General features: G+C 49.8%; 20 protein-coding genes. 12 read left to right on the top strand and 8 right to left on the bottom strand.

Annotated elements, in window-relative coordinates; genetic code table 11:
• Nucleotides 1-50 precede the first annotated feature (50 nt).
• Nucleotides 51-1,325 (bottom strand): adenosylmethionine--8-amino-7-oxononanoate transaminase, encoded by a 1,275-nt coding sequence (bioA, locus tag HLG76_RS09935; RefSeq protein ID WP_368656355.1) that lies wholly within the window; start codon nucleotides 1,323-1,325, stop codon nucleotides 51-53.
• Between the two features lie 108 nt (nucleotides 1,326-1,433).
• Between bioA and bioB the strand changes: the two genes are divergently transcribed.
• Genes bioB through bioD form a run of 4 tightly spaced genes read left to right on the top strand, consistent with a single transcriptional unit; the run spans nucleotide 1,434 to nucleotide 5,185 of the window.
• Nucleotides 1,434-2,486, top strand: coding sequence for a biotin synthase BioB (gene bioB / locus HLG76_RS09930; protein ID WP_175993570.1), 1,053 nt, complete (start codon nucleotides 1,434-1,436; stop codon nucleotides 2,484-2,486).
• A gap of 5 nt (nucleotides 2,487-2,491) precedes the next feature.
• Complete coding sequence (locus tag HLG76_RS09925; RefSeq protein WP_175993569.1) at nucleotides 2,492-3,721, top strand: 8-amino-7-oxononanoate synthase; 1,230 nt, start codon at nucleotides 2,492-2,494, stop codon at nucleotides 3,719-3,721.
• Entirely contained in the window at nucleotides 3,718-4,518 is an 801-nt protein-coding gene (bioC, locus tag HLG76_RS09920; RefSeq protein ID WP_175993568.1) for a malonyl-ACP O-methyltransferase BioC, read from the top strand. The genes HLG76_RS09925 and bioC overlap by 4 nt, the downstream gene beginning before the upstream one ends.
• Entirely contained in the window at nucleotides 4,511-5,185 is a 675-nt protein-coding gene (bioD, locus tag HLG76_RS09915) for a dethiobiotin synthase (RefSeq protein WP_175993567.1), read from the top strand. The genes bioC and bioD overlap by 8 nt, the downstream gene beginning before the upstream one ends.
• A gap of 80 nt (nucleotides 5,186-5,265) precedes the next feature.
• Here bioD and HLG76_RS09910 read toward each other — a convergent pair whose 3' ends face one another.
• The gene (locus HLG76_RS09910) at nucleotides 5,266-5,439 is read right to left on the bottom strand and encodes a hypothetical protein (protein WP_021024399.1); all 174 of its coding nucleotides are present in this window, start codon (nucleotides 5,437-5,439) and stop codon (nucleotides 5,266-5,268) included.
• Nucleotides 5,440-5,920: 481 nt separating this feature from the next.
• Here HLG76_RS09910 and htpX point away from each other — a divergent pair, with 481 nt between their 5' ends.
• Nucleotides 5,921-6,799, top strand: a complete 879-nt coding sequence (gene htpX, locus HLG76_RS09905) for a protease HtpX (protein WP_025673171.1) — start codon at nucleotides 5,921-5,923, stop codon at nucleotides 6,797-6,799.
• A gap of 66 nt (nucleotides 6,800-6,865) precedes the next feature.
• Here the strand turns inward: htpX and HLG76_RS09900 are convergent, their stop codons facing one another.
• Nucleotides 6,866-7,792, bottom strand: a complete 927-nt coding sequence (locus HLG76_RS09900) for a DMT family transporter (RefSeq protein ID WP_175993566.1) — start codon at nucleotides 7,790-7,792, stop codon at nucleotides 6,866-6,868.
• Nucleotides 7,793-7,936: 144 nt separating this feature from the next.
• Between HLG76_RS09900 and HLG76_RS09895 the strand changes: the two genes are divergently transcribed.
• Nucleotides 7,937-8,386 carry an Lrp/AsnC family transcriptional regulator gene (locus HLG76_RS09895; protein ID WP_077461312.1) on the top strand — a complete coding sequence of 150 codons (450 nt, stop codon included), beginning with the start codon at nucleotides 7,937-7,939 and terminating at the stop codon, nucleotides 8,384-8,386.
• 72 nt (nucleotides 8,387-8,458) lie between these two features.
• Here the strand turns inward: HLG76_RS09895 and trxC are convergent, their stop codons facing one another.
• Nucleotides 8,459-8,890, bottom strand: a complete 432-nt coding sequence (trxC, locus tag HLG76_RS09890; RefSeq protein WP_175993565.1) for a thioredoxin TrxC — start codon at nucleotides 8,888-8,890, stop codon at nucleotides 8,459-8,461.
• A gap of 148 nt (nucleotides 8,891-9,038) precedes the next feature.
• Entirely contained in the window at nucleotides 9,039-10,175 is a 1,137-nt protein-coding gene (locus HLG76_RS09885; RefSeq protein ID WP_175993564.1) for a carboxypeptidase family protein, read from the bottom strand.
• Nucleotides 10,176-10,399: 224 nt separating this feature from the next.
• On the opposite strand from HLG76_RS09885, the gene HLG76_RS09880 reads away from it, so the two are divergent.
• The 4 genes from HLG76_RS09880 (at nucleotide 10,400) to pgsA (ending at nucleotide 15,265) form a co-directional block, all read left to right on the top strand.
• The gene (locus tag HLG76_RS09880; RefSeq protein WP_175993563.1) at nucleotides 10,400-11,848 is read left to right on the top strand and encodes an NAD-dependent succinate-semialdehyde dehydrogenase; all 1,449 of its coding nucleotides are present in this window, start codon (nucleotides 10,400-10,402) and stop codon (nucleotides 11,846-11,848) included.
• Nucleotides 11,849-12,148: 300 nt separating this feature from the next.
• Nucleotides 12,149-12,793 carry a UvrY/SirA/GacA family response regulator transcription factor gene (gene uvrY / locus HLG76_RS09875; RefSeq protein WP_077461315.1) on the top strand — a complete coding sequence of 215 codons (645 nt, stop codon included), beginning with the start codon at nucleotides 12,149-12,151 and terminating at the stop codon, nucleotides 12,791-12,793.
• Nucleotides 12,794-12,822: 29 nt separating this feature from the next.
• Nucleotides 12,823-14,655, top strand: a complete 1,833-nt coding sequence (gene uvrC / locus HLG76_RS09870) for an excinuclease ABC subunit UvrC (RefSeq protein ID WP_175993562.1) — start codon at nucleotides 12,823-12,825, stop codon at nucleotides 14,653-14,655.
• Between the two features lie 49 nt (nucleotides 14,656-14,704).
• On the top strand, nucleotides 14,705-15,265 hold the full coding sequence (gene pgsA, locus HLG76_RS09865) for a CDP-diacylglycerol--glycerol-3-phosphate 3-phosphatidyltransferase (protein WP_077461317.1): 561 nt from the start codon (nucleotides 14,705-14,707) through the stop codon (nucleotides 15,263-15,265).
• Between the two features lie 94 nt (nucleotides 15,266-15,359).
• Here the strand turns inward: pgsA and HLG76_RS09860 are convergent, their stop codons facing one another.
• From HLG76_RS09860 to HLG76_RS09850, 3 genes are all read right to left on the bottom strand, one after another.
• Entirely contained in the window at nucleotides 15,360-16,727 is a 1,368-nt protein-coding gene (locus HLG76_RS09860; protein WP_175993561.1) for an ATP-binding protein, read from the bottom strand.
• Nucleotides 16,728-16,730: 3 nt separating this feature from the next.
• Nucleotides 16,731-17,405: a response regulator gene (locus HLG76_RS09855; protein ID WP_021024412.1), complete on the bottom strand. Its 675-nt coding sequence runs from the start codon at nucleotides 17,403-17,405 to the stop codon at nucleotides 16,731-16,733.
• Between the two features lie 101 nt (nucleotides 17,406-17,506).
• Nucleotides 17,507-19,186: an aspartate:alanine antiporter gene (locus HLG76_RS09850; protein WP_175993560.1), complete on the bottom strand. Its 1,680-nt coding sequence runs from the start codon at nucleotides 19,184-19,186 to the stop codon at nucleotides 17,507-17,509.
• 675 nt (nucleotides 19,187-19,861) lie between these two features.
• On the opposite strand from HLG76_RS09850, the gene HLG76_RS09845 reads away from it, so the two are divergent.
• Nucleotides 19,862-20,812: a hypothetical protein gene (locus tag HLG76_RS09845; protein WP_175993559.1), complete on the top strand. Its 951-nt coding sequence runs from the start codon at nucleotides 19,862-19,864 to the stop codon at nucleotides 20,810-20,812.
• Nucleotides 20,813-21,261: 449 nt separating this feature from the next.
• Nucleotides 21,262-21,936 carry a site-specific DNA-methyltransferase gene (locus tag HLG76_RS09840; RefSeq protein ID WP_175993558.1) on the top strand — a complete coding sequence of 225 codons (675 nt, stop codon included), beginning with the start codon at nucleotides 21,262-21,264 and terminating at the stop codon, nucleotides 21,934-21,936.
• Nucleotides 21,937-22,082 lie beyond the last annotated feature (146 nt).

Raw genomic sequence — 22,082 nt, 5'->3', positions numbered from 1 at the left:
CCATCCGACATCGGGGTTAAATTTGGCACCGATCGTGACTGACGCCTTGTCTACTCACCAAAAAACTGCTTAATTGCGGTGATCATCCCTTGGGTGAGTTGGTGGAGTTGGTCGTCGCGGATGCAATAGGGTGGCATTACATACACCAGTTTGCCGAAGGGGCGAACCCAAATGCCTTGGGCGGTCATTAAGGGCTGGATATCAGCCAGATTTACCGGATCGGTCAGCTCTATCACGCCAATTGCGCCAAGCACACGCACGTCCGCCACACATTCCAATGCGCGAGCAGGGGCTAAGCCGGTTTTCAGCTGCTGCTCGATGTGCGCGACGGTCTGCGGCCAGTCACTTTCTAGCAAGGTATCCATGCTAGCGCAGGCCACGGCGCAGGCGAGTGGGTTGCCCATAAAGGTGGGGCCGTGCATAAAACAGCCTGCATCACCGCTGCAGACCGTATCGGCCACATGGCGGGTGGTTAGCGTGGCGGCCAAGGTCATGTAGCCGCCGGTCAGTGCTTTACCGACGCAGAGTATATCTGGGCTGATCCCCGCGTGGTCGCAGGCAAATAGTTTACCGGTGCGGCCAAATCCGGTGGCAATTTCATCCACAATCAGCAGTACATCAAATTCATCGCACAGAGCACGCACTTGACGCAGGTATTCGGGATGATAAAAGCGCATACCGCCTGCGCCTTGCACAATCGGTTCTAAGATCACCGCGGCCAGTTGGCCGTGATGCTTGGTGAGTGCGTCGCGCATAGGCTGTATGTCGTTAGGGTTCCAGTCACCGTCAAAGCGGCTTTGTGGCGACGGCACAAAATGATGCTGGGGCAGAAACCCTTTGTAGAGTTTGTGCATCGAATTATCAGGATCCGTCACCGACATGGCGGCGAACGTGTCGCCATGATAGCCATGACGCAAGGTCAAAAACTGTGCGCGTGACTCGCCGCGTCCCTGCCAATATTGCATCGCCATTTTAAGCGCTACTTCTACTGATACAGAGCCTGAATCGGCCAAAAAGACTTGCGTGAGCGGGGCGGGTGAATGTGCGACTAAGCGCTCACAAAGCGAGACCGCGGGCTGGTGGGTAAGACCGCCAAACATCACATGCGACATTTTATCAATTTGCTGATGCGCCGCAGCGTTTAAAGCAGGGTGGTTGTAGCCGTGAATGGCTGCCCACCATGATGACATGCCATCAATCAGAACAGTGCCATCCTCAAGGTGTAGCTCGGCGCCGCTTGCGTGTGAGACGGGCAAGCAAGGCAAAGGGTCGAGCGTTGAGGTGTAGGGATGCCAGATATGCTCACGGTCAAAATGGGTGTTAATGCTCATAAATAAATCAGATGTAAACCAGTGTGATCTTGTTGTGTTGACAGGTTAACGTCTGTGGGTAGACTAGCCAAGCATTAAAACGACAACAACGGGGAAAACCGCGTGGAAATAAGACACAACTGGACCGCACAGGACGTGCAAGCATTGTTCGATAAACCCTTTATGGATTTGCTGTTTGACGCGCAGCAAGTGCATCGTGAATATCATCCTGCCAATCAAGTGCAAGTCAGCACGCTGTTATCGATCAAAACTGGCGCGTGTCCAGAAGACTGCAAGTATTGTCCGCAAAGTGCGCGGTATCGCACCGATGTTGAAAAAGAACGCCTGATGGAAGTCGAACAGGTGCTAGAAGCGGCACACAAAGCCAAAGCCTCGGGTGCGACGCGTTTTTGCATGGGGGCGGCCTGGAAAAATCCCAAGCAACGCGATATGCCGTACCTGCTCGATATGATCCAAGGAGTGAAAAGCCTAGGATTAGAAACCTGTATGACACTGGGCATGCTGGATAACGAGCAGGCCCAAACGCTCTCTGAAGCGGGCTTAGATTACTACAACCATAATTTAGATACGTCGCCTGAGTTTTACGGCAACGTCATTACCACGCGGACCTATCAAGAGCGCCTTGATACCTTATCCAACGTGCGAGAGGCGGGGATGAAAGTCTGCTCAGGCGGGATTATCGGACTGGGCGAAAGTACCCGCGATCGCGCCGGCTTGCTGATGGAGTTGGCCAATATGCCTGCTCACCCAGAAAGCGTGCCGATCAACATGCTGGTCAAGGTGAAAGGCACGCCGCTTGAGAACGTCGATGACGTCGACCCGTTCGATTTTGTTCGCATTATCGCGGTGGCGCGGATCATGATGCCCAAATCGGCGGTACGGCTGTCTGCCGGACGCGAAGACATGAACGAGCAAATGCAAACCTTGTGCTTTATGGCTGGCGCCAACTCGATATTCTATGGCTGCAAGCTGTTGACCACCCCAAACCCTGACGAAGATGCGGATATGCAGCTATTTAAAAAGCTGGGTATTAATCGCGAAGCGGTCAGCCAAAAGCCCGATCAAGTCACTGAGTACGACTTACTTGAGCAAGTGGCCGAGCGAGTGGCATCGCGCCCGCAAGAGGGCGATTTGTTCTACGATGCCAGTGTCTAAGCACGATGACTGATACAAGATCAGCGCTGATCCGTCGTTATCAGGACGAGCTGACCGTACGCCAGCAACAAGGCCTGTGGCGGCAAAGTGGTGACAATGCCGTCGCCGAGTCATGGCGCAACTTTTCCGGTAACGATTATTTAGGCCTCGCGCAAGATCCGCGATTGGTCAAAAAGGCGCAGCAGCACCTTGAACGCTGGGGCGTGGGCGCGACGGCTTCGCCGGTAGTCTCTGGTTTTACCGCAGCGCATCAATCCCTTTGTGATCAGCTGTGTGATTGGCTGGGTTACCCGCAAGCGATACTGTTTAATAGTGGTTTTGCCGCCAATCAGGCGTTGCTCTTTACGCTGTTAGGCAAAGACGATGCCTTGTTTCAAGACAAGCTCAACCATGCCTCCTTGATTGAGGCGGGTTTATTGAGCCCTGCCACGCAGCGGCGTTTTCGTCATAACGACATGGCACATCTTCGCCAACTGCTCGCAAAGCAAATCCAGCCTTCCGCATCGCTGATTGTCTCGGAAGGGGTATTTAGCATGGATGGTGATGTGTCGCCAACCGAGAGTCTTGCCGCGATTGCCAATCAATCGGGCGCGCTTTGGGCGCTGGATGATGCGCATGGGATTGGCGTGTTAGGGCAAGAAGGCGAGGGCAGTATCAGTCGTGGCGCACGGCCGGATATTTTAATCGTGACGTTTGGAAAAGCCCTGGGCGTCGCCGGCGCGGCAGTGCTGGCTTCTCCCACCATTATTGACTATTTACGCCAGTTCGCTCGCCATTATGTGTACTCGACGGCTATGCCACCCGCGCAAGCGGCACTCATTGAGGATGCGATGAGGCTGGCACGAACAGAGCACTGGCGGCGAGAAATACTCAGCGCCCATGCTGAACAGCTAGCGCAAGGCCTCCAGGACTGGTTAGAAACCGACTCTGCTTTCGAACCGCATGCCTTCAGTACTCATTCTTTAGATAAGCAGCCCTTCCCGCAACTGCTTGCAACGCCTAGCCCGATCAAACCGCTGATTATCGGCGATTTGGCAGCGTTACAGCTGGTAAATCACGCTCTGATGAAGGCCCATATCCGAGTAGGAGCGATTCGGCCACCGACTGTCCCCGCTAACACCGCACGCTTGCGGATCAGCCTGTCTGCGCAGCATCAAAAAACAGATATCACCGCATTGATTGAGGCGCTTAAGCCGGTATTAGCGAGCGACAAAGCGTGTGGGGTGACAGCATGACCGTCGCCGATAAACAAGCGATTGCTCGCGCGTTTGGCCGAGCCGCGCCCCATTATGATGACAGCGCGACGCTGCAGCGCCGTGTCGGCCAGCGGTTGATGGCATTGGCTGAGTCAGAGCAAAAGCAAAAGGCTGTCCGTCTCGGTACCGTCTTAGATGTCGGCTGTGGCACCGGTTATTTCACTCAGCAGTGGATGACTCACGCTAAAACAGTGATTGGACTGGATCTCAGCGCCCCCATGCTTGCGACGGCAAAAGCGCGCTACGGCGATGCCATGCTAGCCGTACAAGCTGATGCGGAGCATTTGCCGCTGGCTGATAACAGTGTCGATCTGGCATTTAGCTCGTTAGCGCTGCAATGGTGTGATGATTTACACGTGCCATTGGCGGAGCTGCGTCGGGTCGTCAAACCCGGCGGGAAAATTCTTGTTTCGACACTGCTCACCGGATCCTTGTGTGAACTCGATAGCGCGTGGCAACAAGCATGCGGCACGTCACGAGTGAACCGCTTTATCTCTTTATCAGGGTTACAGCAGGCGACCCAACGCGCCGGGCTGATGCACGCAACCGTGTTGCAAGAAAGCGAACAGCTGACCTTTGCCAATGCCCATGCGGTGATGAAAAGCTTAAAAGGCATTGGTGCCACCTATCGCCCGCAAGGTGCGGGGCAGCAAGGGCTGGCGACAAGAGCGCAGTTTAGCGCGGTGGAGAAGGCGTATCAGCGTTTTGCGCTCGCCGCCAACACCTTACCGGCGACCTATCAAATTGGCTATATAGTGATTCACCATCATGCATGACAGTTACTTTATTACCGGCACCGACACCGAAGTAGGGAAAACCTATACCACGGCGGCGCTGTTGCACGCTTTTATCGCGCGAGGCTATCAAGCGGTGGGCTACAAGCCTGTCGCCGCTGGTGCTGATTTAGCGCCTGATCACCAACTAAATAGTGACGCTGTCACTTTGCAGCGCGCCAGTGCGATCGCATTGCCGTATGCCGCGATCAACCCAGTGTTGTTAGAAATGCCATGTTCGCCGCATTGGGCGGCCGCGTTAGCCAATACGCCCATTGATACCCAGATGCTGAGCGATGGGCTCGTACATTTAAAACAGCAGGCTCGCCCGGTATTGGTAGAAGGTGCCGGCGGCTGGCAAGTGCCACTGAGTGAGACGGAAACGCTGGCCGATTGGGTAGTTACCCATCAGCTGCCAGTGATCATGGTGGTGGGGATTAAACTTGGCTGTTTAAACCATGCTTTGCTCACTGCAGAGGCCATTCGTGCCCGCGGGCTTGAATTAGCCGGATGGGTGGCAAACGCCGTGGATCCCAAGGCGCAGCACAGTGACGAGATGGTGCGCTATTTAGACGCCCATTTAGATGCGCCTTGTCTCGGGCACTTGCCGTTTGCTGCCGATGCTTCGCCAACACAATGCGCGAGTCACTTAGATGTTTCGCGGTTGTAAACAATTTATGGAAATGTAGCGATCAAAAAAGCCAGCGCTATGCTGGCTTTGTCTATTCAGTCGCTGATGCAGATAGACAGTTACTTTTGGTCGCCTCGCACGCCCATTAAGCTTTGCTGTATCTCTGCCATTTGACGTGCCGCCGACGCGTCATCTGACGCTAATCCAAGCTCTGAACAGGCTTCATCAAAGCTCATGCCGAGATGACAGGTTAAGATGTCGATCGCGACGCGGTAATTTTCTTGCTCTGCCATGGTCTCACTCCATTGATAACGCGTTGCAAGGATGAAGTATGCAACAGTTTGTGATTTATACTGTCTGATGAGGGTGTCTGCGCGTTGCGAAACAGCCTCGTGAGTGTCGTAGTTTTAAACAGCTGGGTATAAATTAGCCTGACTCGAGCGCGAAGACAACTCGACCAAAGTCTATAGTCGTGGCTTTTTGTCTTTTTTATTGGCTTTTTCTGTATTGTTTATTTTTAAACCAATGAAAAATAAGACAAATATATAGCTTGGCGAGAAGTCACATTTTGTTTAGATTAGATGGGAATAACGTGCCACACTAACTGGTCGGAGCTTGATGACGACATCACTTTATTGGTAACAAAATGCATCAAAGGATTGTTTTTATCTTGAATGCCCATACTATTTTCATCAATACAGCTTTCACCAATACAATTTTTACCAATACAACAAGCAAGCGCTGAACACTGGGTTTAAGCGACGGAGAGACATAATGAAACGCATAGGATTATTTCTTGCTACCAACTTTGCGGTACTGATTGTATTTAGCATTGTGCTAAATATTATTTATGCCGTGACTGGCATGCAGCCGGGGAGCTTGTCCGGACTGCTAGTGCTGGCGGCCGTCTTCGGTTTTGGTGGTTCGATCATTTCGCTACTGATGTCTAAATCGATGGCGCTTCGTTCTGTCGGCGCGCAAGTGATTGAGCATCCACGTAACGAAACCGAGCACTGGCTAATGAACACCGTGAGCCAACAAGCACAACGTGCTGGGATTGGCATGCCAACGGTCGCGATTTATAACTCACCCGATATCAACGCCTTTGCCACCGGTGCTAAGCGTAACGATTCTGTCGTGGCGGTCTCGACCGGGTTAATGCAAAACATGACCCGCGATGAAGCCGAAGCGGTACTGGCGCATGAAATCAGTCACATTGCTAATGGTGACATGATCACCATGACCTTAATGCAAGGCGTCGTGAACACCTTCGTGATCTTTATTTCACGTGTGATCGCAGGGGCAGTCAGTGGCATGAATAGTGACGAAGAAGGCGAAGGCGGCGGCAACTGGATGATGTATTTCCTGATCTCTTCCGTGTTGGAAATCGTCTTTGGTATTCTGGCCAGCATCCTCACCATGTGGTTTAGCCGTCATCGTGAATTCCGTGCCGATGCCGGATCTGCGCAGCTGGTGGGCAAACAGAAAATGATTGCAGCACTTGAGCGCTTAAAAGTGAGCCAAGAGCCAAAGCTAGAAGGATCGATGATGGCGTTCGGTATCAACGGCAAGAAAACACTGAGCGAGTTGTTTATGACGCACCCGCCGCTAGAAAAACGCATTGATGCCTTGCGTCGTGGTGATCACTTATAACGGGCGCTTTTTCATGCTCGACCACAGCCAGCATCAAATCATGCTGGCAAATGATAAGTACCAAGTTTAAGCGGCCTGCGGGTCGCTTTTGGTTTGTGCACGACGCCATTTGATCACATCACTGGCTAACACAGCGCCAAGCACGATCAACGCCATCGCCGCCAGAGTGAGTATGCTAACCGTTTCACCGAAAACCGGTATGGCCATTAACGCGGCCACCACAGGCGTAAATGCCCCCATCGCGGCACTCATTTCAGCTCCTAACCGGCGAATGGCAAAGGCGTAGCTGTAGTTGGCAATAATCCCCACGCCCAAGCCTTGAGCAAGAATGTGATAACCAAGTTCATCGAATGGCGCTTGGAGTAGGTTAAACGAAATAAGCCCACTCAATGCGCCCACCGGCAGCAATAATACAGCCGATATCGCTAATACCGCACCGGCTTCCGCAGCACTTAATCCTGTCACGCGTACGCCAATGGTGAACCAGGCCCAACTGATACTGGCTGCGAGCAAAATCAGATGGCCTTGGGTGACAGGCCAAGGTGAAAAGAACAAGGAGTGCCATAAAAATGCGCCAATACCGAGCACAATCAGACTAATGCCTAATCGTCGTCCCATGGAGAGCGATTCGCCATAAACAGTCCAAGCAATGGTGGAAACAAACAGCGGTAAGATCCCAGGTATTAATGAGGCTCCGTCAGCCACAGGCGCAAACTGCATCCCCGTGGCAGCCAGCAGATAAAACGGTAATCCTGCGCCAAATGCAATCGCAAACAGATAACGTTTGGGGGTAGTGACAATATGGCGTACTCGATGACGACTCAACCAACCAAATAACAACGCGGCGGGTAAGAAGCGCAATAAGGCAATATCGCCACAGGTCAATACCGATTGGCTGGCCTGACGTAATGAAATAAATAAGCTTGCCCAGATGGTCACGGTCAAGCCCATGGCAAGCATGCCCAATAAACGTTGTGAAGGTGCAGGCATCATTAATCACTTCCTTGTCGATTCGTTATTTAAGTGTGACAGCGTCAAAGAAGAGATTGGTGGCAAAATAAAGGATGATTTGAGCCAGGATTAGCGATTATCATCTTTTTATGGCTATAAATTAATAAAAACCATCAAGGAGGCGGTTTGGACAATAAAGACAAAGCGATTCTTGCGTTATTGCAGGATGATGCGCGCCGTACTGTTGCCGAGATAGCCGATGCGGTTGGGCTCTCGTTTTCGCCGTGCGCAAGACGGATTAAAAAGCTTGAGGCTGATGGGATCATTGCCTCATACCAGGTCACACTCAACCGTCAGCGGATTGGGCTAAACATGACATTTTTTGTCAATGTCAGCCTGAGTAACCACCGAGAAGAGGCAATTGTTACCTTTGAGCATGCGCTAGTGGAAATGGATGAAGTGATTAACGGCCATGTGATATCGGGCACGTATGATTATTTACTGGAAGTAGTCAGTCGCGATCTGCCGCACTACGAAGCCTTTATGCGTCAGCTGCAAACGCTCGCCATGGTGAAAGACATCAATACCAATGTGGCGATCCGCGCGGTAAAACAAGGCGCAGCACTCAAAGTATAGCGCAGCGCTTAAAGTCTAGCGCTGCGCCAGAATCACACGATGGAAAAACGGCGATAAACCGATAGTGTGTGATTAGCTAAGGTGCTGGTTGACCCAGTCGCTGAACGCATTTTGTGGCAAAGCACCATTTAAGACATCAACCCGTTCGCCGTTTTTAAACACCATCAGGGTCGGAATGCTACGAATGCGATATTGCGCCGCGAGGGCTTGTTGGGCCTCGGTATCAATTTTCACAAAACGGGCACGACCTGATTCCTGCTCTGCCACTGCTTCAAAAGCGGGTGCAAAGCTTTGACAGGGGCCGCACCAGGTAGCCCAGAAATCGACGACAACCGGCTTGTCGCTATTTAATAAAGCGGCAAAGTTATCTGCAGTGCCTTCGATAGGCTTGCCATCGAGCAGTGCCGATTGACACTTACCACAGTTAGGTGCGTCATTAATGCGCGCTTCAGGAATACGGTTGGTTGCTTGGCAGTGGGGGCAGCGCGAGGTAAGAGTTGTCATTGTGCGTCCTCGTTGAATGATTTACCCCTAATGTAAGCGCCTTTGTGTGATAGCCCAAGTCGAAATAATCAATCACTTAAATAGAAAAAGCCGATGACAGTGTCACCGGCTCGTTTGCTTTTGCCTTACCGCTTGCTAGCTAGCCTTGTTAAAGGCCATCAACCACGCCAAGGATTGCGCTGAGCATGTCTCGGCCAAATGCTTGGCTGCGCCCGGGTGACCAGCCAAAGTCAGGATCGGGATGATTGTTATGATCTTTAAACGGCATTTCGACCGTGTACGACAAACACTTAAAGCGCTCACCAATCCAATTTGAGCCAACGGTTAAGTTCGCTTTGCCTGGTGCATCTTTTTCATAGCCGTGCTCGTCTTGAAACTCCGGCGTCACGGTAAGCAGCGTACGCTTAAATCTGTCTTCCAAGTCCGCCATGCGCGCATCATAAGAGGGGATGCCCTCACAGCCGGCGACAAAGTTATATGGGATGGCCTCGTCACCGTGGATATCCAAACACATTTTTACCCCAGTTTGCTCCATACGGGCACGAACATGATACACCTCGGGACTGCGTTCAAGGGTGGGCGACTGCCACTCGCGGTTCAAGTTTGCGCCCACCGCATTAGTGCGTAGGTGGCCGCGCACACTGCCGTCGGGATTCATGTTCGGCACCACATAAAAATCAGCTTTTTCTAGTAATGCCTGTGCAGTGGTATCGGTGTCGTCAAGCAATCGGTCGAGTAAACCTTCCATAAACCACTCCGCCATGCTTTCGCCGGGATGCTGGCGCGCAATCAGCCAAATGGGCGTTTTTGGTTGAGTAGACTCGCTTAAATCCGCGCGGATTTTCAACAAACTAATATCACGACCATCCAAGGTTTGTCCTAGCGTTTCGAGCTGGCACTGTGGATAGGTCTGCGCCTGGTGAATGAGATCCAAATGGCGTTCATAGCTATAAGGCGCGAAGTAGGCAAAGTACATCGAACCATGTTGCGGCGTGACCTTAATCGTCAAGGTGTCGCCATCAAACTCGGTTGGCACGCGGAACCAGGTATCGCGGTCATATGAGGCAACGGCTTGGTAATCTTTCCAGCCTTCAGGATAGGCCGACCCAGCGAGCTGTTGAATGTGGAGTGTATGAGCCTGATCCACGTCCGCTTCTAAGCGAAAATGGAACCACTGATAAAATTCAGATTGATTGTCATGATGAATGGCAAGCTGGATATTATTGATGTCGCTATCATTCAGAACGCGAATATTCCCGCTATCGAACTGACTAAAAATACGCATAGAGCATCCTTTTTCTGTTGAAGGGCCAGCTGTGTTTGCGCCGGAAGGATAAGCCTTATTATTATTTTCGCTTCGTCTGTTGCCTATTTGAGCAGACATTGGGCGTTTACAGGCTTATGCTGATTAATCTCAGTGATTATCTTGCCGTGCCAAAGGTGAGCTGGCAAGGTGCTATCAAGATTCAAGCGAACTCTCCAGCCTTTTGACACAAAAAAGGAGCCATTATGCAGCTTCACGATCAGGCACTACTCAAATCTCAAGCCTTAATCAATGGCCAATGGGTTGATGCCAATCATCAAACCACACGTTCAGTCACGAACCCTGCTAACGGTGAGTGCTTGGCAACGGTGCCCAATATGGGGGCGGAGGAAACACGTCGCGCGATTGATGCTGCCGACGCCGCCTTGCCCGAGTGGCGAGCACTTACCGCCAAAGCTCGAGCTGAGATCCTCTATCGCTGGTATGAGCTCATGCTCGAGCATACCGAGGACTTAGCCGCGATCATGACCGCCGAGCAGGGCAAACCGCTGAAAGAATCTGCCGGTGAGATCCAATACGCCGCGTCGTTTTTGCAATGGTTTGCTGAAGAAGCCAAACGTGTGAATGGCGCAACTATTCCTGCCGAGCAGGCCGATAAACGCATCTCCGTGATCAAGCAGCCCATAGGTGTGACAGCAGCCATCACGCCTTGGAATTTCCCCGCCGCCATGATCACCCGTAAAGCAGCGGCCGCGCTTGCTGCTGGTTGTACCATGGTGGTCAAACCGGCCAGCGACACCCCTTTATCAGCGTTGGCATTGGGTGAATTAGCGCAGCGTGCCGGCGTACCTGCTGGCGTGCTAAGCATTATCACCGGGACGGCGGGTCCGATTGCAGATACCTTATGTGCCGATGAACGTGTGCGTAAACTCTCCTTTACCGGCTCGACCGACATTGGCGCGCAGCTAATGGAAAAATGTGCGCCAAGCATTAAAAAGCTGTCGTTGGAGCTTGGCGGTAACGCCCCATTCATCGTCTTTGATGACGCCGATATTGATGCCGCCGTAGAAGGGGCGATTGCCGCTAAATTCCGTAACGCGGGACAAACATGCGTGTGCGTGAATCGTATTTACGTGCAATCGCGTATTTATGACGCATTTGCTGAAAAATTCACCGAGGCAGTGAGCCAATTACGCGTTGGGCAGGGTACTGACAGCAACGTTGACATTGGTCCGTTGATTAATCGTGGCGCCATCGACAAAGTGAAAGCACACTTGGACGATGCCCAGCAACACGGTGGCAAGATTTTATTGGGGGGTGACTGCCCCGATTTAGGCGACAACTTCATCCAACCGGCGGTGATTAAACACGCGACCTCGGCGATGCGGATTGCGAAAGAAGAGACCTTTGGTCCTGTCGCACCGCTGTTCGCTTTCGACGATGAAGCGGAAGCCATCGCTATGGCCAATGACACGGAATTTGGCTTAGCCTCGTATTTTTATGCCCGTGACATCAGCCGTGTACACCGCGTTGCCGAGGCGCTGGAATATGGCATGGTGGGGATTAATACCGGTTTGATCTCAACGGCGGTAGCACCGTTCGGAGGGGTCAAACAATCTGGGTTAGGACGCGAAGGATCGCAATGGGGCTTGGATGAATACCTCGAAATGAAGTACCTATGTTTGGCGCTGTAACCATGTGCTGGCATAACGACACACGGAAAGCGTGTAAATCTGGTGTGGAAAATTACTGACACATCATCAACACGCTACCTGGGTTATAGCCGCGAGACTGGTGAGATTGTCGCCGTATTGGCGACGATCTCGTCACTTGGATTGTTTTTTATCAGCTTAATGTATGAATATTTGTGATTCGGCACATCTGCTCTGTTGTTGCCTTTTCATCCGTGGTAAAACTTAAGAGATGCGTAAGACAAGTCCAACCGTTGCGTTCACGCAGCATGTTGGCGAACCAAACCAAGTGGAGATACAAGTTTGATCAATGTTTTTCTTGTAGATGATCACGAGCTGGTTCGCACAGGGATTCGGCGTCTTTTAGAAGACGTTCGTGGCATAAAAGTGGTAGGGGAAGCCGACAGCGGTGAAGCCGCACTCAAGTGGTGCCGGCAAAATCACGCCGATATTGTCCTGATGGACATGAATATGCCAGGTATCGGCGGGTTAGAGGCCACACGTAAGTTGCTTCGCTACTCGCCAGACGCCAAAATTATTGTGCTCACAATTCACACTGAAAATCCGTTCCCAACCAAGGTGATGCAAGCCGGTGCGGCAGGGTATCTCACCAAGGGCGCAGGGGCTGATGAAGTAGTGAATGCGATCCGCATGGTGAACAGTGGCCAACGCTACATTTCACCTGATATTGCCCAGCAAATGGCGCTGAGTCAGTTTTCTACCTCTTCTGATAATCCTTTCAAAGAGCTGTCAGAGCGCGAACTGCAGATCATGTTAATGATCACCAAAGGGCAAAAAGTGACCGATATTTCAGAGCAGTTAAACCTCAGTCCAAAGACGGTGAACAGTTATCGCTATCGCTTATTTAGCAAGCTAGATATCAATGGTGATGTGGAGCTAACCCACCTTGCTATTCGTCACGGCATGTTAGATACCGAAAGCCTTTAAAGCGAAGTTAAGCAGTACGAGATCGCGCAGTGCCAAACACCTTTGATGCCAAGAGTTTTCTTAAAACCGTGCCTCACCAGCCAGGCGTTTATCGAATGATGAACGCCACCGGTGAGATCATTTATGTGGGTAAAGCCAAAGATCTCAGCAAGCGATTAGCCAGTTACTTCCGGCTTCAGGTGTCGAGTGAGAAAACCAAAGCACTCGTCCGTCACATTGCTGATGTGGAAGTCACCGTCACCCACACTGAAACCGAAGCGTTAATTCTTGAGCACAACCTGATCAAGCAGCATCGTCCAAAATACAACGTCTTGCTGCGTGATGATAAAACCTACCCGTACATTTACCTCAGTGGCCATGAGCACCCACGGCTGGCGATCCATCGTGGCGCGAAAAAGAAAAAGGGCGAATATTTTGGCCCGTTTCCCGATGCCAACGCGGTGCGTAAAAGCCTGCACTTATTGCAGAAAATCTTTCCTGTTCGCCAGTGTGAAGACTCGGTGTATGCCAACCGCAGCCGTCCGTGTTTAATGTATCAAATTGGCCGCTGTGCCGGGCCGTGTGTGTCTGGGCTGATCAGTGATGAAGAGTATGCCGAGCAAGTTAATTTTGCCCGCATGTTTTTACAAGGTAAAGATCGCGAAGTGATCGACAGCTTGGTCGCCAAGATGGAAACTGCCAGCCAACAGCTGCAGTTTGAAAAGGCCGCCGAGTACCGCGATCAAATTCAAGCGTTGCGGCGCGTGCAAGAGCAGCAATTTGTCTCGCAAGACAGTGACGATGATCTGGATGTGATTGGCTTTGCAGTCGAAAATGGTGTCTCCTGTATCCATGTGCTCTTTTTGCGCCAAGGCAAAGTGCTGGGCAGCCGCAGCCATTTCCCTAAGATGCCTGCCGAGACCGAGCCAGGTGAAGTGGTTTCAAGCTTTGTCAGCCAGTTTTATTTGGCGCAAGCAGAAGGGCGCACCATTCCAAGCCATATTCTGATTTCAGACGATATTGGCGATGATCTTGGCTGGCTATCGACGACCCTGAGTGAAATCGCCGGGCGCAACGTCCAGCTACAAAGTCGACCAAGGGGCGCTAGAGCGCGATTCTTAAAGTTGGCCAACACCAATGCGCGCACCGCCTTGACCAGTAAAATCAATCATCGGATGACCATCCAACACCGTTATCAGGCGCTACAACAAACCTTGGGCTTGGAGCCGGTTAAACGGATGGAGTGTTTTGATATTAGCCACACCATGGGAGAAAAAACGGTCGCCTCTTGTGTGGTGTTCAATCAAGATGGCCCCCTGAAAAAAGAGTACCGCCGTTATAATATTGAAGGGATCACCGGCGGTGATGATTATGCGGCGATGGCGCAAGTGCTGACGCGTCGGTATAGTAAGCAAGTTGAGCCGGAAAAAATCCCCGACATTATCGTGATTGACGGCGGCAAAGGGCAGCTTAACCGCGCCTGGGAAGTGCTTGAGCCCCTAATCGCCGACTGGCCGATTAACCCGCTGATATTAGGCGTGGCAAAAGGCACCAGCCGTCGACCTGGGCTAGAAACCTTAATTAAAATCTCAGGCGAAGAATTTTCGCTGCCGTCCGACTCGCCAGCCTTGCACCTGATTCAACATATTCGTGACGAAAGCCACGACCATGCGATTGCCGGACACCGCGCCGCGCGAGGCAAAGCACGCAAACAGAGTGTACTTACACAAATCGACGGGATTGGCCCGAAACGCCGCCAAGCACTACTCAAATACCTCGGCGGGCTCCAAGAGCTGAAAAACGCCAGTGTCGAAGAAATCGCCAAAGTGCCAGGCATCAGTGCAACATTGGCAGAGAAAATTCATTCCTCATTGCAAGGTTAGCGGCAATGGGGCACCATAACCTAGTTACTCCTAAAATAAAAAGCTGAGCATGCGTCTAAATATACCTACCATTCTGACCTTTTTGCGCATTGCGCTGATCCCGGTCTTTGTTGTTGCTTATTATCTTCCCTACGCGTGGGCGCCGTTTGTGGCGGCACTGATTTTTATCATTGCGGGGGCGACGGATTGGTTAGATGGCTATTTAGCACGCCGTTTAAAACAATCGACTCGATTTGGCGCATTTCTCGATCCCGTTGCAGATAAAGTGATGGTGGCGATTGCCATGGTGTTGATTGTCGAGCACTATGCGTCTATTTGGGTCACGATTCCCGCTGCCACCATGATTGCGCGCGAAGTGATTATTTCTGCATTGCGAGAATGGATGGCCGAAATCGGCAAACGTGCCAGTGTCGCGGTGTCTTGGGTAGGTAAATTTAAAACCGGCTCGCAAATGTTCGCACTGACCATGCTGTTGTGGCATGGCGCCCCTTGGATTGAATGGTTAGGGTATATTGCTTTGTATGTCGCAGCAGGCCTAACGTACTGGTCGATGTATCAATATATGATGGCAGCCAAAGACGATTTGCTGGCCGATCCTGATGGCGACTAAGCCCTAACGACCGATATCGCCAACGCACCAGCGACAAAAACGCGCGACAGCGCGCAACAAAAAACGCAGCCCCGTTAAGGCTGCGTTTTGTCGTTTAGCGCTTAGGAATAGTCAACACAAATGCCGCGCCTTGTAATACCGAGTCCGTGACGTGGATATTACCATCGTAACTAGCGATAATTTCATCGCACACGGCCAAGCCAATTCCGGTGCCCGGGTTCAGTTGATCGGCGCGCACGCCGCGTTGAAAAATGCTCTCTCGATAGCACTCCGGCACTCCAGGGCCGTCATCTTCAATGATAAGCTGAAACACCTCGCCTTGATCCTCTACGCGCACTTTCACTTGCTCAAGGCAGAATCGATAGGCGTTTTCTAACAAGTTACCGAGTAACTCCATCAAATCACTGTGGTGTATCGGCAAAGAGGCATGTTGATCAAATGCGCGGATCACTTTAACCGGTTTATCGCGATACGCTTTATCTAACATCCCGGCCAAGCTATCGATAGGCGCAGACAGTGGGCTATCTTCGCGTTTTAACCCACATTGCCCCACCAACGCACGTTTTAGTTGATACTGCACCATGTCATCCATTTGGCTGACTTGCTCTAGGATCCGTTTGTTCAGTGCTTCACGCGATAAGCGATTGTCGTCTAACAAGGCGTTGGTGGCCGACAAGCGCGTTTTTAAACTGTGGGCCAAATCATCCATCGCGTGACGATAGCGCGTTTTTTGCTTCTCGCGTTGGGTGATCATCCGGTTAAGCGCTTGGGTAACATCTTGTAGCTCATCAGGATAATCATCGTCCAAGGTTTTTTGCCGTGATTCGGTAATCGCAATCAGCTCTCGTGCCAATCGGCGCAGCGGAGAAAAACTCCAATGGCAGGCGGCGATTACCATGGCAGAGGCCGAAAGAAACAGCAAACTGATATAAAACCAGGTCTCTGTCTCTAAATCAGCTAACTGTTGTTTTTGCGTATCCACGTTACGCAGCACAAACAGCCGGTTATCACTGTCGCCAGGTTGCTTCTCGGAAGACAGCCGTTGAGCAACCACGTTAAAGCCCGCAATAGAAAGGTACTGCGGTTTTTTGGTCAGATCAGGCAACAGCGCGCAAATATCGTCGATATCAAAGGCGCGAACATCGCGGGAGGTCCAAAGCGTATGTTTATCTCGCGTACAAAGAACGGACATATAGTCGCTGCTAGAGGGATCCAGCGATTGGATCCACGCCGTGAGCTCATCGGCGCGAATCAATCCATCTTTACTCAGTTGCGCCATGACCATGGGAACTTGTGAGGCCAGATCGCGAGAATAAGCGGCCATCGAGCTTTGTTGATAGAGCTTATTAATTAAAGCGGCTAGGGCGATAGAAAAAACCAGTATGATACCGATAGACGTCGCAAGCACTCGAGTGCGCAATCTTGGTCGACAACGACACAAGGTAAATTGGCCTAGTTTCATGATTCACTCAGCTTGAATTTCAAAAAGATACCCTTGACCTCGCACGGTCGAGATCGGGTTGCTATGGCCGCTTTGGAGCAGCTTTTTGCGCAGGCGACTGATCATCACCTCAATGGTGTTCGGATCGCCATCTTGATCGTGATACAGCACATCGAGCAAGCGCTGCTTGGAAATCACCTCACGGCTATGACGCATCAAATACTCAAACAAATCATACTCAAACGCGGTTAACTCAAGTGGCTGGCCGTTCACCGTCACCGCTTTGGCTAACAAATCGAGCTCAATATCACCGGCGGTAATCGTGGGTTTGACAAAGCCAGCACTTCGGCGCACCAAGGCATTGAGGCGGGCAACCAGCTCCGGCTTTTGAAACGGCTTAACCAAGTAATCATCAGCGCCAGCATCTAGTCCCGTGACTTTGTCTTGCCAGTTCGCCCGTGCGGTCAGTACCAAAATAGGCAGGCGCAAGCCTTTGGCGCGAATGTCCCGAATCAAGCTGATCCCATCTTGATCGGGTAGGCCCAAATCAACAACAGCAATATCGTTAGGGTATTGATCGGCAAAATACAGCCCTTCGCTCGCCGTCTTGGCACAGCGAACATGGTGCCCAAGCTCAGTGAGCTCAGTGTTTAGGTGATGACTTAAAATCGAATCATCTTCAATAATCAATACCTGCATAAAAGCCTCTTTAAAACAAAAAAGCGCCCATGGTTGGACGCATTGATTATAAGTTTTGTTGGCTGAATTGTGCCTGACGTGACGTCGTTCTCTTCGACGGCTTACACCAAAATAATCATCAAGGTGCCGGCGAGTGTCAGGATCACGTTGGCAATCGCATAGGTGCCCGCGTAGCCCAGTGCTGGAATGGTACTGCGCGCGTGCTCATTGATCATATCCATCGCCGGGGCACAGGTGCGTGCGCCAATAATCGCACCAAACAATAAGGCGCGGTTCATTTTAAGCACATAGGCCCCCACCAGATAAGCAATAATTACGGGGATCACGCTAATCACAATGCTGGCCAAAATCACCGAAAAGCCCATATCCGCGATGTAATCAAATAGCCGGCTACCGGCACTCAGACCAATCCCGGCCATAAAGGTCATCAGGCCTAAATCTTTGACCATATTCAGCGCCCCTTGTGGCACATAGCCGAAGGTAGGGTGGTTGGCGCGTAAAAAGCCAAGGCTGATCCCTGCCAGCAGCAAGCCGGCGGCATTACCCAGCCCAAAGGTCACTTGGCCAAAAGTGAGGGTGATCATCCCCAACCCAAGCCCCAGAATAAAGAAGCAACAAAACGCGAGCAAATCCGACATCTGGCTATGAATCGAGATAAAACCAATCCGATCCGCCAGCCCTTTTACGCGGCTTTTCTCGCCACTGATTTGCAACACATCGCCTTTATTCAGAATAATGCCTTGGTCCATCGGCATCTCGACTTGCGCGCGTACCACGCGGTTTAAAAAGCAGCCATATTCCGACAAGCTAAGATCGGACAGCTTCTTTTGCGCCACACTGTCGTTTTTCACCACGATTTCTTCTTCGACGATGCGCAAGTCGAGCAAGTCACGATCAAACACTTCTTTACCGTTTCTAAAACTGGGGTCGAGGCGCGCATGGCTGTCTGGGTAGCCCACTAAGGCAATCTCGTCCCCTTGCTGCAAAATTGCATCGCCATCGGGGTTAGCCAAAATGCCGTTACGGCGAATCCGCTCGATATAACAGCCGGTTTGGCGATAAATACCCAGCTCACGCAGATTACGGCCATCAATCCAATCAATCAGCTCTGGGCCAACCCGATAGGCGCGAATAATAGGCAGATACACTTTACGCTGTGACTCACTGCCTAACCCGCGCTCAATCGCAATTTGCTGAGCAGAGTGCTCCAGGTTATGGCGTTGCAGCTTAGGCATTAACTTGGCAAGCACAATCAAACTCACCAAACCGGTAAGGTAGGCCATGGCATAGCCGACACTGAGGTTATCGATCATCATCCCCAGCTGCTCGCCATCGGTGCCGGTTAAGCCAGAGTTAAGCGCATCTTTCGCGCCCACGAGCACCGGAGTAGCGGTGAGTGCGCCTGCCATCATGCCAGTGGCAATACTGGTATCCAGCCCCAACTGATCTTGAAAAAACAACGTCAACCCAATAGCGCTTAACAACACGGTGAGCGCGAGCAATAGGTAAGATTTTCCGTCACGGAAAAACACGCCAAAAAAGTTCGGGCCTGCCTCAATACCTACACAGTAGATAAACAGCATAAAACCGATGCTGAGCGCATCAGGCGAGAAGGTGAACCCAGCGTTACCGAAAATGATCGCGGTAAACAGTACACCGATGGATCCCCCGAGTTGCACATTACCAATTTTGACCTTTCCAACCGCAAGGCCCATGGCAAGTACCACAAAAAGGAGCAAAATATCGTTTTGGAGCAGGAGGTTATTGACGTCTATATTCACAGCACAAATATCCAGCAGCGTGCGGAGGAGGTTAAAGTGGTGAAAATTATACCAACCTTAATCACATTTTGTTGGACAAATTTAGTGAAATACACAGAAAAGTTGGGTAAAAAAAGACCGCTTGGCTGATTTTTTCAACGTAAACAACAAAAAGCCCCATCGACTGATTTTTAAGGCGCCCCTATACAAGCCCCTAGACTCAAGCCAACGCCCCCTTACCAGACCCACAGAATAAGCGCTCGCTAACATTTTGGACATTAGGACATGAAAAGCTAACAAGGTTTTTGATAGGCTACTACCACAATCGACATTTTTAAGGCCTGTTGGATGCCGCAAACCGGCGGGCGGTAGCGTGGAGAAACTGGATAGGCAAACAGCCTATCGGATAGAAAAGCCAAATAGGATGCACGCTTTCTCATCATACATTCACGCTTTCTCAGTCCACTAAAAAGAAAGGTTTTAATAATCAATGATTTACATTGTTAGGTTTGGGGATAGTGTGAATGCACCAGCCGTGATAGGCGGTATGCACACTTTCGCGGGGAAGAGACTGACAGTAAAAGCGATAAATGTTTTTAATAACAGTCAGTTAAGAACGAAAAGATGCGTATAACGGTTTTGGGAAAGTGAGCGTGCGTGCTAATACAATGTTATGTCTAAATATGGAGTTTTAAAGTGACATCAGAAGTGATTTGGTCAATTTTAGGGGTGTCTGTATCCACAATATTTGGTGTTGTGGGGATATACCTTACTGTAAAGAGTAGATATTCAGGGAGAGTCACTTTTGTTAATGAGCAAACAATAGAGCTTTTTGATGCAATCGGTAATTCACTCGATAAGCTAGCGGTAACTTATGATGGTTCAGCGGTAAATGAAAATTTAGTGCTGTTAAATGGAGCCTTCATTAATTCAGGAAAGTTCGATATTACTCCAGATATGGTGGAGCAACCCATAACTATAAAGCTGCCAGATGGCTATAAATGGCTAACCGGAAGAGTTATTGACTCAAATGTTAAAGCTAGTTTGGAACAAGAAGACGAAAATACCATCTCAATCTCTACGGGTCTCTTTCGCTGTAGGGAATATGTTAGGTTTCATGCTCTTGCAAAACTACCAGAAGAAGAGGTAGATGAGAGTAACTCGAAGAGATTCAAAGATGCTCTCAAATTTCAGCACAGAATTGTAAACACAAAAAGTATTGATGAAACGGAAACTAAGCCTAAGAAAGACAGCCAAAAAACACTTAAAAGAAAAGGCATTCCTTTTCTTTTACTGCTTTTACTTATGTCAGGTTTAATGGGATTTATTGCTTATCAGGGTTTCCCAAAGATAATGTTATATTCTTATTCTGTGTCTGATTCCAAGGTTGAGCTGGTCAAGGTCAAAACAACTAATAATGATCTAGTAAAGGTAGTCTCTACAGAAAGTGATCTTGAAATCGAAGAGTCATTTTCAGACTTCATAAAGAAGACCAAAGGGCATCCCTCCCTTGGTAAGCCAGATGCTGATATTAAATTTTATATAATGGCTTCAATCCAATTGCTACTAATTTTTTCAATGCTGGCAATGCAGATTTTTGAGTATTACAGGAATCGTAGGCTATTAAGAATTTTAGGTGATCAGTAAAAGACATAACAAAAAGTTACACGCGGACTTAGGTAAGCTGTCACTTTTTTTGTTCCAAAAAAAACGCCAACTTCCCTAATCCGGTGAACTTGGCGTTAGGCGCAAAAATATCATGCACCACTGGTTGATATTCAATTGATTACCCGTACACCTAGTATGGTTATGAAGCTAAAGGAGAAAATCATATGCCAGATTTAACTAAAGCTAGTTGCCCATGTCGTGGGTGTCATACAGTTGCTACAAACGCTGAAGAAGTTGAACAGTTATTTGGTTTAAGAAGTATGGGTGATGGCACAGTTCGTGTGCAGTCTTACTGTCGCGAATGTCGTAGCCTTCATTGTGAGGCTAGTGACCCTAAATGTAATTAATTAGCAATAAAGCAGATGCGGCTTAGCCGTATCTGCTTTATTGTGTTAAATTACTCGGTTTGAGTAACTCAGGGCAATTTAATGTCACAAATTTATCAAATGGATGCAGTTGATTGGCTAAGAACACTGGACGATTCTAGCATTGACCTTTTTATTACAGATCCACCTTATGAGTCTCTAGAAAAACACAGAAAAATTGGCACTACAACGCGGTTAAAAGAGAGTAAATCTTCAAGTAATCAGTGGTTTAGTGTTTTCCCTAATGCTAGATTTGAAGAGTTATTTACCGAAATTTATAGAGTGTTGAAAAAAGGGTCTCACTTCTATTTGTTCTGTGACCAAGAAACAATGTTTATAGCTAAACCTATAGCTGAACAAGTTGGATTTAAATTTTGGAAGCCTATTGTTTGGGATAAGTGCGCTATTGGTATGGGGTATCATTATCGAGCGCGTTATGAATTTGTTCTATTTTTTGAAAAAGGCAAAAGAAAATTAAATGATCTGAGCATTTCTGATGTTCTGGAGCACAAGCGTGTTTGGCGCGGTTATCCGACAGAGAAGCCTGTTGAGCTACTAGAAGTTCTTATCAAACAAAGTTCATCTGAACATGAAATAGTTGCAGACTCATTTTTTGGTTCTGGCTCGACCTTAATAGCCGCAAATAACTTATCTAGGAAATACTTGGGTTGCGATGTGTCTGATTCTGCTCATGAACACTTCAATAAAAGGATACAAAGTAAAGCAATTTGCGCCTAACAATAAAATTTAAGGGTGATTCACAACGCTCGGCGCTCTCACCTCAAGCAAGTGAGTGTTTATGGCACAATGCTTTAGGTAGGTGGTTAGCCAGGGCGAGATCGCGAACGTTTTTTAACCAAAAAAGGATCGGTTTGACGATCACC

Source organism: Salinivibrio sp. EAGSL, assembly GCF_013366455.1.
GTDB lineage: Bacteria > Pseudomonadota > Gammaproteobacteria > Enterobacterales > Vibrionaceae > Salinivibrio > Salinivibrio costicola.
Note: the sequence above shows the minus strand (reverse complement) of the source record. Positions and strands in the feature narration are given on the sequence as shown.

Coding starts and splice junctions, on each gene's coding strand:
- HLG76_RS09925 (WP_175993569.1), top strand. CDS start 2,492: ATGACTGATACAAGATCAGCGCTGATCCGTCGTTATCAGGACGAGCTG.
- bioC (WP_175993568.1), top strand. CDS start 3,718: ATGACCGTCGCCGATAAACAAGCGATTGCTCGCGCGTTTGGCCGAGCC.
- bioD (WP_175993567.1), top strand. CDS start 4,511: ATGCATGACAGTTACTTTATTACCGGCACCGACACCGAAGTAGGGAAA.
- HLG76_RS09910 (WP_021024399.1), bottom strand. CDS start 5,439: ATGGCAGAGCAAGAAAATTACCGCGTCGCGATCGACATCTTAACCTGT.
- htpX (WP_025673171.1), top strand. CDS start 5,921: ATGAAACGCATAGGATTATTTCTTGCTACCAACTTTGCGGTACTGATT.
- HLG76_RS09900 (WP_175993566.1), bottom strand. CDS start 7,792: ATGATGCCTGCACCTTCACAACGTTTATTGGGCATGCTTGCCATGGGC.
- trxC (WP_175993565.1), bottom strand. CDS start 8,890: ATGACAACTCTTACCTCGCGCTGCCCCCACTGCCAAGCAACCAACCGT.
- HLG76_RS09885 (WP_175993564.1), bottom strand. CDS start 10,175: ATGCGTATTTTTAGTCAGTTCGATAGCGGGAATATTCGCGTTCTGAAT.
- HLG76_RS09880 (WP_175993563.1), top strand. CDS start 10,400: ATGCAGCTTCACGATCAGGCACTACTCAAATCTCAAGCCTTAATCAAT.
- pgsA (WP_077461317.1), top strand. CDS start 14,705: ATGCGTCTAAATATACCTACCATTCTGACCTTTTTGCGCATTGCGCTG.
- HLG76_RS09860 (WP_175993561.1), bottom strand. CDS start 16,727: ATGAAACTAGGCCAATTTACCTTGTGTCGTTGTCGACCAAGATTGCGC.
- HLG76_RS09855 (WP_021024412.1), bottom strand. CDS start 17,405: ATGCAGGTATTGATTATTGAAGATGATTCGATTTTAAGTCATCACCTA.
- HLG76_RS09840 (WP_175993558.1), top strand. CDS start 21,262: ATGTCACAAATTTATCAAATGGATGCAGTTGATTGGCTAAGAACACTG.